Annotated in this window: 15 protein-coding genes; 6 read left to right on the top strand and 9 right to left on the bottom strand. The window is 70.7% G+C overall.

Annotated elements, in window-relative coordinates; all coding sequences use genetic code 11:
• The first annotated feature begins 15 nt into the window (after positions 1 to 15).
• Positions 16 to 450 (top strand): VOC family protein, encoded by a 435-nt coding sequence (locus KY493_RS10370; RefSeq protein ID WP_219896271.1) that lies wholly within the window; start codon positions 16 to 18, stop codon positions 448 to 450.
• A 5-nt stretch (positions 451 to 455) separates the two neighbouring features.
• On the opposite strand, the gene KY493_RS10365 is transcribed toward KY493_RS10370, so the two are convergent.
• Positions 456 to 3,299 carry an ATP-dependent DNA helicase gene (locus KY493_RS10365; RefSeq protein ID WP_370627322.1) on the bottom strand — a complete coding sequence of 948 codons (2,844 nt, stop codon included), beginning with the start codon at positions 3,297 to 3,299 and terminating at the stop codon, positions 456 to 458.
• Positions 3,300 to 3,348: 49 nt separating this feature from the next.
• Between KY493_RS10365 and KY493_RS10360 the strand changes: the two genes are divergently transcribed.
• Together KY493_RS10360 and pdeM are read left to right on the top strand one after the other, a co-directional pair.
• Entirely contained in the window at positions 3,349 to 5,982 is a 2,634-nt protein-coding gene (locus KY493_RS10360; protein ID WP_219896270.1) for a ligase-associated DNA damage response DEXH box helicase, read from the top strand.
• A complete protein-coding gene (gene pdeM, locus KY493_RS10355; protein WP_219896269.1) occupies positions 5,979 to 6,719 on the top strand; it encodes a ligase-associated DNA damage response endonuclease PdeM in 741 nt (246 codons plus the stop codon). The genes KY493_RS10360 and pdeM overlap by 4 nt, the downstream gene beginning before the upstream one ends.
• Positions 6,720 to 6,728: 9 nt before the next feature.
• Here the strand turns inward: pdeM and KY493_RS10350 are convergent, their stop codons facing one another.
• From KY493_RS10350 to KY493_RS10330, 5 genes are read right to left on the bottom strand one after another with little or no spacing between them, the layout of a single operon-like run.
• Positions 6,729 to 7,517 carry a MipA/OmpV family protein gene (locus tag KY493_RS10350; RefSeq protein ID WP_219896268.1) on the bottom strand — a complete coding sequence of 263 codons (789 nt, stop codon included), beginning with the start codon at positions 7,515 to 7,517 and terminating at the stop codon, positions 6,729 to 6,731.
• A 26-nt stretch (positions 7,518 to 7,543) separates the two neighbouring features.
• Positions 7,544 to 8,281 (bottom strand): 1-acyl-sn-glycerol-3-phosphate acyltransferase, encoded by a 738-nt coding sequence (locus KY493_RS10345; RefSeq protein ID WP_219896267.1) that lies wholly within the window; start codon positions 8,279 to 8,281, stop codon positions 7,544 to 7,546.
• Entirely contained in the window at positions 8,282 to 8,902 is a 621-nt protein-coding gene (locus KY493_RS10340; protein WP_219896266.1) for a YdcF family protein, read from the bottom strand.
• Positions 8,899 to 9,804 (bottom strand): ABC transporter permease, encoded by a 906-nt coding sequence (locus KY493_RS10335; RefSeq protein ID WP_219896265.1) that lies wholly within the window; start codon positions 9,802 to 9,804, stop codon positions 8,899 to 8,901. Before KY493_RS10335 ends, KY493_RS10340 begins: the two co-directional genes overlap by 4 nt.
• Positions 9,801 to 10,526: a cell division ATP-binding protein FtsE gene (locus KY493_RS10330; protein WP_219896264.1), complete on the bottom strand. Its 726-nt coding sequence runs from the start codon at positions 10,524 to 10,526 to the stop codon at positions 9,801 to 9,803. The genes KY493_RS10335 and KY493_RS10330 overlap by 4 nt, the downstream gene beginning before the upstream one ends.
• 68 nt (positions 10,527 to 10,594) lie before the next feature.
• On the opposite strand from KY493_RS10330, the gene KY493_RS10325 reads away from it, so the two are divergent.
• The 3 genes from KY493_RS10325 to KY493_RS10315 are packed head-to-tail and all read left to right on the top strand — an operon-like array spanning position 10,595 to position 12,395.
• Positions 10,595 to 11,527, top strand: a complete 933-nt coding sequence (locus KY493_RS10325) for an MJ0042-type zinc finger domain-containing protein (protein WP_219896263.1) — start codon at positions 10,595 to 10,597, stop codon at positions 11,525 to 11,527.
• 18 nt (positions 11,528 to 11,545) lie between these two features.
• Positions 11,546 to 12,079 (top strand): phosphoribosyltransferase, encoded by a 534-nt coding sequence (locus KY493_RS10320; RefSeq protein WP_219896262.1) that lies wholly within the window; start codon positions 11,546 to 11,548, stop codon positions 12,077 to 12,079.
• 43 nt (positions 12,080 to 12,122) lie between these two features.
• Positions 12,123 to 12,395, top strand: coding sequence for a hypothetical protein (locus KY493_RS10315; protein WP_219896261.1), 273 nt, complete (start codon positions 12,123 to 12,125; stop codon positions 12,393 to 12,395).
• A 160-nt stretch (positions 12,396 to 12,555) separates the two neighbouring features.
• Here KY493_RS10315 and lysA read toward each other — a convergent pair whose 3' ends face one another.
• The 3 genes from lysA to argH are packed head-to-tail and all read right to left on the bottom strand — an operon-like array spanning position 12,556 to position 15,422.
• Positions 12,556 to 13,830 carry a diaminopimelate decarboxylase gene (gene lysA / locus KY493_RS10310; protein WP_219896260.1) on the bottom strand — a complete coding sequence of 425 codons (1,275 nt, stop codon included), beginning with the start codon at positions 13,828 to 13,830 and terminating at the stop codon, positions 12,556 to 12,558.
• A gap of 3 nt (positions 13,831 to 13,833) precedes the next feature.
• Positions 13,834 to 14,061, bottom strand: coding sequence for a hypothetical protein (locus tag KY493_RS10305; RefSeq protein ID WP_219896259.1), 228 nt, complete (start codon positions 14,059 to 14,061; stop codon positions 13,834 to 13,836).
• Positions 14,058 to 15,422: an argininosuccinate lyase gene (argH, locus tag KY493_RS10300; RefSeq protein ID WP_370627377.1), complete on the bottom strand. Its 1,365-nt coding sequence runs from the start codon at positions 15,420 to 15,422 to the stop codon at positions 14,058 to 14,060. The genes KY493_RS10305 and argH overlap by 4 nt, the downstream gene beginning before the upstream one ends.
• Positions 15,423 to 15,439: the final 17 nt, after the last annotated feature.

The raw sequence follows: 15,439 nt of genomic DNA, 5'->3' as shown, positions 1-15,439 counted from the left end.
GTTCGGAGGCGGCGCATGGAAATGCAGAAGCTGTATCGCGGGCGGCTGATCGATCATGTGCAGATCGTCACGGCCGACCTGGCCGCCAGCCGTCGCTTCTACGAGGCGGTGCTGGATGTGCTCGGCGTGGCGATCGACTTCGAGGGCGACGGCATGTTCGGGGCCGATGAACTGGCCGTGTCCAGCGCCGACAGCGAGGCGGCGCAGGGCCGCGTGACCGGCCGCATTCACCTGGCCTTTCAGGCGCGCGACCGGGCGATGGTCGACGCCGTCCACGCAGCCGGCCTGGCGGCGGGCGGCGCGGACAATGGCGCACCGGGACTGCGGCCCTATCATCCCAGCTACTACGCCGCCTTCCTGCTGGACCCGGACGGCAACAACATCGAGGCGGTGTTCCATGGCCCGGCGGATCGCTCGGCCCAAAGCATCGAGATCGTGTTCGAAAGCTGAGCCGGTCAGTCGAGAAACGACTTGACCGCCTCGATGGCCTCGACCAGCCCCATGCGCTGCAGCTCGGCGCCCGGCGGCAGGCTGGCGAACAGGCGGGTGGGGGCGGCGGCGTCCAGCATGACAAAGACGCCCCGGTCGTCGGCGCGGCGGATCAGCCGGCCGAACGCCTGGGAAATGCGGGCGCGGGCCAGCGCGTCGTCATACCCCTTGCCGCCCAGCCGCTCCCGCCGCGCCTTGTGCAGCAGGTCCGGGCGAGGCCAGGGCACGCGGTCGAAGGCCAGCACCCGCAACGACCGGCCCGGCACGTCAACCCCGTCGCGCACGGCATCGGTGCCGAGCAGGCACGAGTTCTCCTCCACCCGGAACATGTCCACCAGCGCGCCGACCTCCAGCGGATCGACATGCTGGGCGTAGAGCGGGATCTGCGCCTTGGCCAGGTCCGGCCCCAGCCGCTCATAGACCGCCTTCAGCCGGCGGATGGCGGTGAACAGGCCCAGGCCCCCGCCGCCCGCCGCCAGGAACAGCTCGCGCATGGCCGCCGCCGTCTGGCGCGGATCGTCCTTGACCAGGTCGTTGACCACGATAACGCGGCTGTTGGCGGCGTAGTCGAACGGGCTGTCGACCTTCAGGGTGCGCGGCGGCTCGATCAGCCGGGCCGAGCCGGTGCGCAGGCGCGCCAGGTCGAACGGGTCCTCCTGCAATGGATCGGACAGGGTGGCGGACGTCACCAGCACGCCGTGCGAGGGCGCGATCACCGCCGCCTCCAGCGGCACGGTGGGGTCAATCCAGTGGCGACGCAGCGCCACGTCGTGGATGCGCCCGAACGCCGTCTCGGCGGACAGCCAGTCGACGAAGTCCGGGTCCGGCTGGTCGCCGCCGTCCTCCAGCGCCGCCAGCATCGAGCGCCAGCCGGGCAGGGTCATGCGCGCGCGCCGGTCCAGCCCCCTCAAGGCCCCCTCCAAGCGCGACCGCTGCGAGCCGTCCAGTTCGGACGCCTCGTCGTCCAGGATGTCCTCCAGATGCCGGGCCAGGGCCAGCAGCGGCGCCTCGATGGCGGCCAGGGCCTGAGCGGCCGCACGCGCGGTCTCGGCCACCGGGTCGGTGACGGGCTTCAGCGCGCATTCCATGCCGAACTCGCCGCCCGACGGCGAACGGCTGTCGGAGGTGCGGGCCCGCAGCTGATCCAGCGACGCGGCCAGGAACGCCTCGATGGGTCCGATCGGATTGACCTCTCCCGATGCGGGCGCGATCCGGCCGGTCACGCCTTCTCCCGGCAGGGCGGCGGCGGCGCGGACGGCGTCGTGCAGCGCCCTGGTCGCCGCCTCGTCATCGCCCAGGAGGTCGCCCAGCCGCTGTTCCAGCCCGCGTCCGCGCCGGCCCCGTCCTTCAGGCCCCCGGATCCAGCGACGCAGCTCGGCCGCCTCCTGGCCGGAGAGGCAGGCGGAAAAGGCGCTGTCGGCGGCGTCGAACAGATGGTGGCCCTCGTCGAACACGATCCGCTTCAGCGTCGCGGTCTCGCCGTCCTGCTTCAGCCCCCGCGCCGAGCGTGCGCCGTCGAAGGCGGCCTGGGTCATCACCAGCGCATGGTTGGCGATCACCAGGTCAGCGCGGCGGCTGGCGCGGATAGTCTTCTCGACAAAACAGGTGCGGTAGTGCGGACAGGCGGCGTGGACGCACTCGCCACGCCGGTCCACCAGATTGCCGGCGCTTGCGGCGTGCGCCGCAGGCGTGGCGAACAGGCCGGGCAACCAGCCGGGGAAGTCGCCGCCGGTCATGTCGCCGTCCCGGCTGTGCAGCGCCCAGCGCCCCGCCAGCGCCAGGCCGATCAGGTCGCCGTTCCCCAGCTGCGCCGCCTGCACCATGTCCTGCAGGTTCAGCACGCACAGGTAGTTCTCGCGCCCCTTGCGGATCACCGCCTTTTTCTTGCGCTCGGCCGGATCGGGCCACAGGGCGTGGCTTTCGCGGTCGATCTGGCGTTGCAGCGCGCGGGTGTAGGTCGAGACCCAGGCCGCCCCCTGGTTCCGCTCGGCCCACAGGCTGGCGGGCGCCAGATAACCCAGGGTCTTGCCGGTGCCGGTGCCGGCCTCGGCCAGCAGGACGCGCGGCCGCCCCTCGTCGTTGCGGGGCGAAAAGGCGAAGGCGGCCTCGGCGGCGTAGTCGGATTGGCTGGGGCGCGTCTCGTCCAGGCCCCGCGCCTGCAACAGCTTGTCCAGGCGGATGCGCGCGCTTTCGCTGTCGACCGGCGCCGAGCCCGCTTCGCCGCGCGGCGCCTCGTCTTCCCATTCGGCAAGGCGCGTCCACACATCCAGGCCCGAGCCGCGATGCTGGCGCTGACGCACCCCTCCGGCTCGCAGGGCGTCCGATGCCCGCTCGCCCCAGGCCCAGCCAGCGCGTTCAAGCGTCTGCGCCAGCACATAGGCGGCCTCCCGCTCTGGATAGGCGGGCTGAGCCAATTCGCGCAGCAGCACCGCTGCAGCTTCACGTAAGCAGCCCGCCTGTTCCTCGGCCGACTTCGGCTCGGCCAAGCCGAGCGCCAGCGCCAGACCGGTGGGCGACGGCGCGCAGAACTGCGCCGGCCGCACAAAGGCGAACAGCTCCAGCACGTCCATCATCTCGGGAGAGCGCGGCGGCGGCGACAGCCCCAGCCGGCGCGCAGTCAGCGACGCGTGCGCCACCAGCACCGACCCGCCGGTGAACACCCCTTCCGCCGCCCCACGCCCGACCTTGCGCGCGCCCGCGTCGTCGCACACCGCCCCCGCGCCCGGCGGCGTGGCCAAGGCAGGCGGCAGGGCGGACGCGACGTCCACGGCCTGCGGGCGCGCTTCAGAGATGACGGATTCGTCTGACACCTTCGATAGATAGCGTTCGCGGGGCTGAAACGGAACGGGAACATGCTATATGAGCCACGTGACGCCTGACGCCGCTCCCGCAAAGCTCCCCCCGCTCTTCGCCGACTGGTTCGCGCGGCGCGGCTGGTCGCCCAGGCGACACCAACTGGAGATGGTCGCGGCGGCGCAGGCCGGATCGCACGCCTTGCTGGTCGCGCCGACCGGCGGGGGCAAGACGCTGGCGGGCTTCCTGCCCAGTCTGATCGATCTGGCCGAGCGCGGACCCAAGCCCGAGAGCGGGCCGGGGTCGGGGGTGCATACCCTTTACCTTTCGCCGCTGAAGGCGCTGACCACCGATGTGGAGCGCAACCTGATGACGCCGATCCGCGAGATCGGGCTGAACATCCATGTCGAGAGCCGCACCGGCGACACCAAACAGTCCAAACGCCAGCGCCAGCGCGACTTTCCGCCCGACATCCTGCTGACCACGCCCGAGCAGCTGGCTCTGTTCTGCGCCTGGGAAGGCGCGCGGGCCTATTTCGCCGACCTCAAATGCGTGGTTCTGGACGAGGTCCATGCGATCTGGAGCGGAAAGCGCGGCGACCTGCTCAGCCTGGGTCTGGCTCGGCTGCAGCAGTTCTCGCCCGGCATGCGGCGCGTCGGCCTGTCCGCCACCATCGACGACCCCGACCTGATCCGCGACTGGCTGGCCCCGCACGAAGCTCCTCCTCCTTTGGGGGAGGGGGACCGCGAAGCGGTGGAGGGGGACCTCCCCCCTCACCAGGCTTCACCTGGTCCCCTCCCCCCTCTGGGGGGAGAGTTGGTGCGCCTGGTCAAGGGCGATCCGGGCGCTCAGGCGGTGGTGGACGTGCTGGTGTCCGAAGGCCGCGTGCCGTGGTCGGGCCACACAGGCCAGCACGCGATCCCCGAGGTCTACGCCGCCATCCAGCGCTCGAACCTCGCCCTGATCTTCGTCAACACCCGCTGGCAGTCCGAGTTCGTGTTCCAGCAGCTGTGGGCCATCAACGACGACAATCTGCCCATCGGCCTGCACCATGGGTCGCTGGCGCCCGAGCAGCGGCGCAAGGTCGAGGCGGCGATGGCGCGCGGCGACCTGCGGGCGGTGGTCTGCACCTCGACGCTGGATCTCGGCATCGACTGGGGCGACGTGGACCTGGTGATCCAGATGGCGGCGCCCAAGGGATCTAGCCGCCTGGTTCAGCGCATCGGCCGGGCCAACCACCGGCTGGACGAGCCGTCCCGCGCCCTGCTGGTGCCCGCCAGCCGGTTCGAGCTGCTGGAATGCCAGGCGGCGCGCGAGGCCGTGGCCGAGAACGCCTTCGACTGGGAGCCGATGCATACCGGCACGCTGGACACCCTGGCCCAGCACGTCATGGGCCTGGCCTGCTCCGAGCCCTTCACGATGGAAGCGCTGTTCGAGGAGGTGACCTCCTGCGGGCCCTATCGCGAGCTGACCTACGAGACGCTGGAGGAGGTGGTCGATTTCGTCGCCACCGGCGGGTATGCGCTGCGCACCTACGACCGGTTCGCCCGCATCGTGCGCGACCGCGAAGGCCGCTGGAAGGTGCGCAATCAGCTGGTGGCCCAGCGCCATCGGATGAACGTCGGCGCCATCGTCACGGCCGGCACGCTCAACCTGAAAGTGGCTCAACGCCGGGGCGGCGGCGCCTCCAAGCGCCTGGTCGGCGGGCGCAAGATCGGCGAGGCCGAGGAGTGGTATTTCGAGCCGCTGACCCCCGGCGACACCTTTGTCTTCGCCGGCCAGGTCTGGGCCTTCCAGGGCATCACCGGCATGGACGCCCTGGTCACCCACGCCCAGGACAAGGACCCCAAGATTCCATCATGGGGCGGGTCGCAGTTCCCGCTGTCCACCTCGCTCGCCGACCGGGTGCGGACCATGGTCGAGGATCGCGATCATTGGCGGGTCCTGCCGCCGGACGTTCAGGAATGGCTGGAGCTGCAGGAGCAGCGGTCGCTGATCCCCCGCGCCGATTCCATGCTGATCGAGACCTTTCCGCGCGGCAGTCGTCACTTCCTGGTGGCCTATCCGTTCGAGGGGCGGCTGGCGCACACGACGCTGTGCATGCTGTTGACGCGCCGGCTGGATCGACTGGGCGTGGGACCGCTGGGGTTCGTGGTGACCGACTACTCGCTGGCCATCTGGTCGATCCTTCCAATGGATGAACTGGACTTCGACGCCCTGTTCCAGCCGGACATGCTGGGCGACGATCTAGAGGCCTGGCTGGAGGAAAGCTTCATGATGAAGCGCACCTTCCGCAACTGCGCGCTGGTGTCGGGCCTGATCGAGCGGCGACAGCCGGGGGCGGAGAAGACGGGGCGGCAGGTGACCTTTTCGACCGACCTGATCTACGACGTGCTGCGGCGGCATCAGCCGGATCACCTGTTGCTGAAGACCGCGCGGGCGGATGCGGCGTCGGGCCTGCTGGACGTGGCGCGGTTGGGGCAGTTGCTGATGCGGATCCAGGGCAAGCTGCGTCACGCGGCGTTGACGCGCGCTTCGCCCTTCTGCGTGCCGGTGCTGGTCCAGATCGGGCGCGAGCGGGTGGGCGGCGGGGCCGCCGAAATGATCCTGGACGAAAGCGCCGAGGCTCTGATCGCCGAGGTGCTCGACGACGCCGAGCCCGGGGCCGAACCCGGGGCCGAGCCGGAGCTGGCCGCGTGAACGCGGCCCTGCTGAAGACGCTGGAGCCGGCGCGCAAACCCTGCGGCTCCCTGCGCGTGCGGATCGAGGGCGAGCCCTGCGTGCTGCGCTGCTCGGGCGCGCTGTGGGTTCCGGCGCACAGGTGCCTGATCGCCGCCGATCTGCACCTGGAAAAGGGCTCGGCGTTCGCCGCGCGCGGCCAGATGCTGCCGCCCTACGACAGCCGCGCGACGCTGGATCGGCTGGAGGCGGAGGTGGCGGAACTGGACCCCCGCATGGTCGTGCTGCTGGGCGACAGCTTTCATGATGCGCGATCGATCGCGCGGATGGCGGCGGACGACCTGGAGCGGCTGCATCGGCTGGCGGCCGGGCGCGAGTGGCTGTGGCTGGAGGGAAATCACGACCGGGAGGCGCTGAACGCCTCGGGCGACGCGGCGTCGCTGCTGCCCGGCGCCGTCGTTCCGGCTTTGTCGTTGGGCGCCCTGCGACTGACGCACGAGCCGGAGCCGGGCGACCAGCCGGGCGAGGTGGCCGGCCACCTTCACCCCGCCGCCAAGGTGGTGGCCTATAGCCGGGGCGTGCGCCGACCCTGCTTCATCACCGACGGCCGCCGGATCGTGCTGCCGGCGTTCGGCGCCTTTACCGGCGGACTGAACGTGCGCGATCCGGCCATCGCCGGCCTGTTCGCCAGCCCGCCCATGGCCGCCGCCCTGGGGCGGGACCGGGTCCACGCCCTGTCTTGGGGCTCGTTGGTCTAGTTTTGGGATCTAGTTCGGGCTGCTGAAGCGAACCACGCCGATCAGGCCGGCGCGCCAGACGTCCGCGCCGTCCACCAGCGGGCTGTCCTTCACGTCGCCCAGACGCCGCTCGTAGTTGACGAAGCCGCCGACGCCGAACCGCTCTCCGATCGGCACGGCGAGAAAGGCCGACACGCCTGCGCCGGTCAGGCCGCCGGATGGCTCATAGGCCGAAAAGCCGCTGCCGGGCGCCTCTGCGGGCGTCACGCCAAAGTAGCGTTGGACCCGCTCGTCGTTGCCGCCGCTGACATAAGCCGAGGTGCGCAACAGGCCGACGCGCGTCACGTCCTGATGGCCGATGGAGGCGAAATAGCTCAGGCCCGCATCGTCGCCGGTGACGTCGTGACCGATCCGACCGCCGACCACGAAGTCTCCGGGGATACGCTTGTAGGCGTACAGCGTGCCGTCCGCGCCGAGGTCAGGACGATCCAGGTTCGAGCCCTCGATGTCGCCGGCCGAAAACCGCGGCCGCAGCTGAACGCCCGCCCGGAAGTCGTCGGAATAGACGGCGTTCCAGCCCAGGCCGTCCAGGCCGTTGGCGTAGACGATCTCGCGCCAGTTGGCCGAGCCCCAGGCGGTGAAGTTCACGTCCTTGCCGGTGTTGCCGGTGGCCGAAAAGCCGTGCGTCACCCCGCCGCCCACATCGACTCGCCACTCCTTGGGCTCTTCCAGACGCGGATAGGGCTGGGACTGGGCCAGCGCCGAGCCGGCGACGGCGGACAGGGACACGACAGCGAGGGCGAAAAGACGCAGCGACATGCGAATGGAGGCTTTCAGGCGGTTGATCAGTCGCCGGAATGCGCGAGACGGCCGTTTGGCTGCACCAGGAGCTTCGTCGACGCCGACTCGATGCTGTTTTGCAACGCTTGCATGAACTCGGCCCGCTTCAGCCCGGCCGGGATCGGCGGCAGGAACTCATACACAACCGTGCCGGGATAGCGGCGGAAGCCATGCGCGGGCCAATGCACGCCGGCGTTGGTGGCGACCGGATGACAGGGCGCGTCCAGGTCTCGGTACAGGGCGGCGATGCCGGGCTTGTAGTCGGGCTGGGCGCCGACCTCGGCGCGGGTGCCCTCGGGAAAGATCAGGATCTGGCGGCCCTCGGCAAAGCGGGCGCGCGCCTGGCGCACCATGTCCTTCAGCGCCTTGGAGTGCGCCGAGCGGTCCACCGCGATCATGCGCGTCTTCCAGGCGAACCAGCCGAAGAAGGGCAGGGGCAGAAGTTCCTGCTTCATGATGAAGCAGTTGTCGTCCAGAAAGGCGAAGGGCGCGATCACGTCCAGCATGCCCTGGTGCTTGGAGGCGATCAGGGCGGCGCCCGTCGGCCTGTGCTCCAGCCCTCTCACCTCGACCCGGACGCCGGCGATCCAGCGCAGGCCGAACAGCACGAACCGCGACCAGGACGTGATCACCCACATGGCGTAGCGGTGCGGCAGCAGCAGCGCGGGCGACATGCCGACGGCGAACACCGCCATCGACAGATACAGCCAGGCGACGAACAACAGGGATCGCAGGGTGGTCACTTAAGCGGCGGCCTTTTCAGCGGCGGGGGCGTCGTCGTCGCCGGTCAGGTCGCGCCAGAACTCGCGCACCACGGCGGCCAGGTATTTGCAGTATTCCAGCGTCATGCGCCGCGCCGTGATCTCGGCCCGCCACCAGTCCTCGGTGTCCAGCGACGGGGTGGAGACGGCAAACGGCGTCAGCTCGGCGCCGGGCAGGGCGCCCTCGATCTCGGCCAGCGAACGCGGCATGTGGTAGTCGGAGGTCACCACGATCAGGCTGTTGTAGCCGCGCGAGCGCGCCCAGGCGGCGATCTCCTGCGCATTGCTTTCGGTGTCGGTGGCCTCGAAGCCCAGGTCGACGCAGCAGTTGAACAGGCGGGACGACCCGGGCACCAGTTCGCGCAGTTCCCGCCGGCGCACCTCGCGGTTGACGCCCGAGATCAGCACCCGGTCGCCCTTGTCGTATTCCAGCAGGCGAATGGCGGCGTTGACGCGCTCGGCCGAGGGGCCGGTCAGGGCGACAATGCCGTCCGCACGCGCCGGATCGGGCGCCGGCGTCAGGTCGCGCACATGCTGGGCGAAGGCGAACAGGCCCGCCAGCCAGATCAGGGCGGCGACGACCAGAATCGTCAAGAGTTTCATACGCCCTCCCTGCCATCCGCCAGCGTCCGCATTGCGGCGATCCGCGCCGCCGCAAGCGCCACCGTAGCCGCGAGAAGCGGGCATGGCGAGAGCAGCAAGAGGTCGCTCCAGGCCAGCGGCAGGGCAGCGCTGACCCCATCCGTGCCGCCGATGAACCGCAGCAGGATCACCGGCAGGGCGGCGACGGCCGCGCCGATCGCGCCTGACGTCGCGGCGAGGATGGCGAACCGCCTCTGGAACAGGCCCGCGATCAGGCCGTCGCCGGCGCCGTTCAGGCTCAGCGTCTCGATCACGCCGCGATTGGCGGCGAGCCCCGCGCGCGTCGCGTAGGCGATGGCCGCCGCCGCCGCAAAGGCCGTGGCCAGGAACGCCAGCCCCGCCAGGGCGCCGATTGCGCCGGCCGAACGCTCGACCTCGCCTCGCCACAGGCTGTGGTCGTCGACAGAGGCGTCGAGCCCGGCCTGCGCCAGCGCCCGGCTCAGCGTCACGGCCGAGGCGGGCGTATCCGGCGACAGCCTAACGGTGACCAGGAACGGCAGCGGCAGGTCGGGCAGCACCGCCTCGCCCAGCCAGGGTCGCAGCAGGGCTTCGGCCGCGCGTCGGTCCAGAGCCTGCGCCTCCTCCACGCCATCGACGCCCGACAGGGTCTCGGCGGCGCGGGCGGCGGCGGCGGCGCCCGTCTCGCCGACGCGCGGACGGACCTGCACGGTCGCCTCTGCGCCCAACTGCCCGGCCCAGCCGCGCGCCGCCCGGTCGGCGGCCGAGGCCCCGACGGCGGCAAGGCAGGCCAGAAAGCACAGCACGGCGATGACCGACATCAGCCACGGCTCGCCGGCGGAGGCGCGCGGCAGCAGGGGCGCGGGATCCCTGTTTGGACGAAGGCTTGAAAGGCGCGGGATCATGCGGCGACCGGCTCCGTCGTCGCGGGCCCGGTCAGGCGACCGCCGTCCAGCCTCAGCACGCCCGCGCCCGAGCGTTCGGCCAGACCCTGATCGTGGCTGGCGATCAGCACGGTGGCGCCCAGCCGGTTCAGCGACTGGAACAGGCGAAGCAGCCGCTCGCCCATGGCGGCGTCGACGCTGCCGGTCGGCTCGTCCGCCAGGATCAGGCCGGGCTGACCGATGACCGCGCGGGCGATCGCCAGCCGCTGCTTTTCGCCGCCGGACAGCTCGGGCGGGCGCGCCTGCATGCGCGCGCCCAGGCCCACCCAGCGCAGCATCTCCTCCACGTCCGCGGCATGCTGCGCGCGCGTCTTGCCGGCCAGCCGCAGCGGCAGCGCCGCATTGTCAAAGGCCGACAGGTGATCCAGCAGGCGGAAGTCCTGGAACACCACCCCCATGCGCCGGCGAAAGGCCGGCGCGTCGCGGCGTGCGATCCGCGTCACGTCCTCGCCGAACAGGCGGATCGTTCCGGCGTTCGGCCGCGCGGCCAGGGTCAAGAGCTTCAGCAGCGACGACTTTCCTGCGCCGGAAGGCCCGGTAAGAAAATGGAAAGAGCCGCGCGGCAGAATGAGGTTAACGTCCCGCAGAACCGTACCGGACGTCGCATAGCCGAAGCCCACGCCGTGCAGGCGGACGGTCTCTGGCGCGGCTGAGGGTTCGGGGCTGGCGGGCGAAGACGGCATCGATCTGGTTCAGCACGGGGCGAGCAGCCCCGAACGGGAGGGGGCGAGACGCCTCGCAGTCAGCGAACATGATACTGACCTGCCCCGCCTGCGCCACAAGCTATTTCATCGCCGACGACCTGGTCGGGCCGAACGGCCGCAAGGTCCGCTGCAAGTCGTGCGGCGAGGTGTGGAAGGCGTCCAACGACGAACCGCTGGAGCTGACCGTCGCGCCCGAGCCGCGCGTCGTCGAACCTGATCCGGAGGTCAGCCTGGCCGAAACGCCGGCGCCCGAACTGCCCAAGGCGTTTCGCGCCCGCGCCGAACAGCAGCGCCGCCTGCGCCGCGCAGCCGCTCAAGGCATTGCCTGGGCCGGAATGGCCAGCGTCTTTGTCGGCCTGGTCACCTCGGCCTGGCTGTTCCGCGTCGAGGTGGTGGAGGCCTTTCCCCGCGCCGCCGCCGCCTACGCCATGGTCGGCTCGCCGGTGAATCCTGTCGGTCTGGACTTCGAGGCTATGAGCGCCAAGGAGGCTCCTGGTCACCCTGGCATGGTGCTGGTGTCCGGCGCCCTCAGGAATGTGCGCGACGGCGAGATCGTGGCGCCGTCCGTCCGCGTCGCCCTGCTGGACGAACATGGCGCGGAGATCGGGCACAAGGTGGTGCGGATCGACGCGGCGCCCGTGCTGCCCGGCAAGGTGCAGGGATTCGCCGCCCTGATCGCCGATCCCGGCGGCCATGCGGCCGACATCAGCGTGAACTTCGCCCAGGCGGTTTCGGCTCACGGTGCAGGTCACGGCGGATCCGGCGCGGGCGACCACGCCCAGTCCAAGGCGGCTTCGGACCACGGCGAGGCGGCGGACAAGACCCATGCCCCAGCCGAGCACGCCTCGGCGTCCGCCGGCGGCTTGCGGCCCGCGTTGGCGCCCGGCCACGCCTCGTCGGATCAGGCGCCGGTCGACGCCCATCCGGTGAATGATCACGCCGCCGCCCCCGCCGCCTCGGTGGACAAGGGCCACCACTAGGCGTTAGGGCCTCTGGTCATGGCCGAGCCCGCCCCCACGCCGACCGTTCTGCTGCCCGAAGCCGAGGTTGCGCGCGTCGTGGCCGATCTGGCCGAGCGGATCGCTCCCGTGATCGACGACGACACGGTGGCGGCGGTGCTGCTGACGGGCGGACTGTGGTTCGCCGCCGACCTGACGCGCGCGCTGGCGCGGGTCGGGCGGCATGTTCGCTTCGACGCCCTGTGGCTGGCCTCGTATGGCGACGAACAGGCGAGCCGGGGCAAGATCGACGTCTATGCGCCGTTCCAGCGGCCCATCGCCGGGCGGCGAGTGCTGATCCTGGACGATGTGTTCGACACCGGCCTGTCGCTGGCCGAGGCCGTGCGCATCGCGCGGGAAGCCGGAGCGTCGGAGGTTCTGACCTGCGTCTTCGCGCGCAAACCCTGGCCCAAGCCCCGTGCGCCGGAGCCCGACTTCGTCGGCTGGGAGGCCCCGAACCGCTTCCTGGTCGGTTATGGTCTGGATCATGCCGGGCATCTGCGCGGGCTGCCGGACATCTGCGCGCTGGACTAACGCCGGCTTGCGAAACGGCGCCGCTTACAGCAAGCTTCGTCTCATGCGCATCCCCGTCCTGGCCTGCCTCGCTTTCGCTATCCTCGCCGGAGGCTGCACCGACAGCCGCAAGGCGCAGCGCGACGTCAAGTGGAGCGACCGCCCCGCCGACATCACCTGCTGGACCTATGGGACGCAGAACTTCGCCGGCCGCTCGACCGGCAAGGTCGAGTACGACGAGGGCGGCCGCCTGTCGTTCGTCGACGCCGCCAACGGCCGCTTCACCACCATCGAGGGCGACTGCCGCGTCGTCTATGCGACCGCGCCGAGGAACTGAGGCAGAAAGGGCCTCTCCTCCCTGTTCGCCTTAGCGAATGGGGAGGTGGATCGGCGGCGAAGCCGGCGAGACGGAGGGGTTCTGCGTCGCTGACCCCGCCCCTCCGTCACGAGGCGTCGCCTCGCGCCACCTCCCCGTCCGGGATGGGGAGGAGAGAAGACTACAGCCAGTCGGCGAACGGCTCGCGGTCCAGCATGTCCTCATAGGTCGGGCGGGGACGGATCACGGCCCAGCGGTCGCCGTCGACCAGCACCTCGGGGATCAGCGGGCGGCTGTTGTATTCGCTGGCCATGACCGCCCCATAGGCGCCGGCGCCGGTGAACACCACCAAGTCGTCGGCCTCCAGCGGCGGCAGGATGCGGTCGCGCGCAAAGGTGTCGCCCGTCTCGCAGACGGGCCCGACCACGTTATAGGCCTGATCCTCTCCGCCCAGCGGCTGCACGGCGCGAATGTCGTGAAAGGCGTCATAGAGCGCCGGCCGCATCAGGTCGTTCATGGCCGCGTCCAGCACCAGAAACCGCTGGCCGTCCGATCGCTCGTTGACCTGGATCACCCGGCTCAGCAGCACGCCGGCGTTGGCGGCCAGCAGGCGGCCGGGCTCGAACGCCGCCTCCACGTCCAGCCCCTGCAGCACCCGCGCGGCCATGGCGACATAGTCGGCCGGCGAGGGCGGCGTCGATCCGCCGGAATAGGGCACGCCCAGCCCACCGCCGAGATCGAGCCGGGTGACCGCATGGCCGTGGGCGCGCAGGTCCAGCGTCATCTGGCGCAGCACCTGGAACGCCGCCTCCAGCGGAGACAGATCGACGATCTGGCTGCCGATGTGACAGGCCAGGCCCACCGGCGTCACATGGGACGAGGCCGAGGCGCGGGCGTAGAGGCGCATCGCTTCGTCTGCGGGCACGCCGAACTTGTCGCCCTTGCCGCCGGTGGTGATCTTGGCGTGGCCGCCCGCGCCGACATTCGGGTTGACCCGAATGGCGACGGCGGGGCGGGCGTCCATCGCATGGGCGACGGCGATCAGCCGGTCCAGCTCGGCGCCGCTTTCCACATTGATCTGGCGCACGCCGACGCCGATGGCGAACGCCAGCTCCATGTCCGTCTTGCCGACACCGGAGAAGATGATCCGCTCGGCTGGCACGCCCGAGGCGAGCGCGCGCCGGATCTCGCCTTCCGACACCGTGTCGGCGCCGGAACCCAGCTTGGCCAGCGTGGCCAGCACCGACAGGTTGGCGTTGGCCTTGACCGCAAAGGCGATCAGCGCCTCGCCCAGCGCCTCGCGGTGCGCGTCAGCGGCGGCGCGCAGCAGGCCGTAGTGCCGCTTCAACGTCGCGGTCGAATAGACATAGGCCGGCGTGCCGACCTCGTCCGCGATCAGCTCCAGCGGCACGTCCTCGGCGTGCAGCGCGCCGTTCTTCAGGTCGAAATGGTGCAAGACTTATCGCGGATCGCGCTGTGCGGCGGTGCCGCCGATGGGGTTGGAGGGGCCGCCGTCGATCGGCTGGATGGAGGAGGGCGCATTCACCGTGGCCGGTTCGACCGGGCCGGGGGCGCTGGCGCCGCGAATGGCGCCGCCGTCGGGCACGGGCGCTTCCAGATCGGCCATGCGGCCGCAGGCGGAGGTGAGCAGGGCAAGCGCGCCTGCGACGATCAGGGTGGTCTTCACAGGCGTCGTCTCCAGTCGTTGATGCGCGCACGGACCTGTTCCGGCGCGGCGCCTCCAAAGCTCTGGCGGCTGGCGCAGGAGGCTTCGGGGGTCAGCACGGTGTAAACCGCTTCGGTGACGCCGGGTTCGAGCGCCTGCAATTCTTTCAGCGGCAGATCGGCCAGACCCAGACCCAGGCTTTCCGCCCGCTTCACCGCCGCGCCGGTCACATGGTGGGCGCGACGGAACGGCAGGCCCAGTTCGCGCACCAGCCAGTCGGCGAGGTCGGTGGCGGTGGAGAAGCCGGCGCCGGCGGCGGCGGCCATCTTTTCGGTGTTCGGCTGCAGCGCGCGCACCATGGCCGTCATGGCGTTCAGCGCCAGGTCCAGGGCGTCGAACGCCTCGAACACCGGCGGCTTGTCCTCCTGCATGTCCTTGGAATAGGCCAGCGGCAGGCCCTTCATCACCGTGGACAGGGCGACCAGCGAGCCGATGATGCGTCCGGTCTTGGCCCGCACCAGTTCGGCCGCGTCGGGATTGCGCTTCTGCGGCATGATCGACGAGCCGGTGGTCAGGTCGTCGGGCAAGGAAGCGAAGCCGAACATCGGCGTCATCCACACCACGATCTCTTCCGCCAGGCGCGACAGATGCCCGGCCGTGATCGAGGCGGCGGCCAGGCTTTCCAGCGCGAAGTCGCGGTCGGACACCGCATCCAGCGAGTTGGCCATCGGCCGGTCGAAGCCCAGCGCCTCGGCCGTCATGTGGCGGTCGATGGGAAAAGGCGATCCCGCCAGGGCCGCCGCGCCCAGCGGGCTTTCGTTCATCCGCACGCGGGCGTCAGCGAAACGGGAGGCGTCGCGCCCGAACATCTCCACATAGGCCATCAGGTGATGACCCAGCGTCACCGGCTGGGCGGTCTGAAGGTGGGTGAAGCCGGGCATCAGGTCGCCCGCGTGCTGCTCGGCCCGGTCCAGCAAGGCGGCTTGCAGCACTTTCAGCTGATCCACCGTGCGGTCGCAGGCGTCGCGTACCCACAGGCGGAAATCGACCGCCACCTGGTCGTTGCGGCTGCGCGCCGTGTGCAGGCGGCCGGACGGTTCGCCGATCAGTTCGGACAATCGGGCCTCCACATTCATGTGGATGTCTTCGAACTGGTCGCGGAAGGGAAAAGTCCCGCCGGCGATCTCGCCCTCGATGGTCTCCAAGCCGCCCAGGATGGCGTCGGCGTCCGCCTGTTCGATGATGCCTTGCCTGGCCAGCATGCGGCAGTGCGCGCGCGAGCCCGCCAGATCCTGCGCCCACAGGCGCTTGTCGACGCCGATCGACACGTTGATCGCCTGCATGATGTCGGCGGGCTTGGAAGAGAAGCGGCCGCCCCACATATCCTGCCCGACAGGCT

Origin of the sequence: Brevundimonas sp. PAMC22021, assembly GCF_019443405.1 — a bacterium.
GTDB lineage: Bacteria > Pseudomonadota > Alphaproteobacteria > Caulobacterales > Caulobacteraceae > Brevundimonas.
This window is presented reverse-complemented; position numbering and strand designations above follow the sequence as displayed.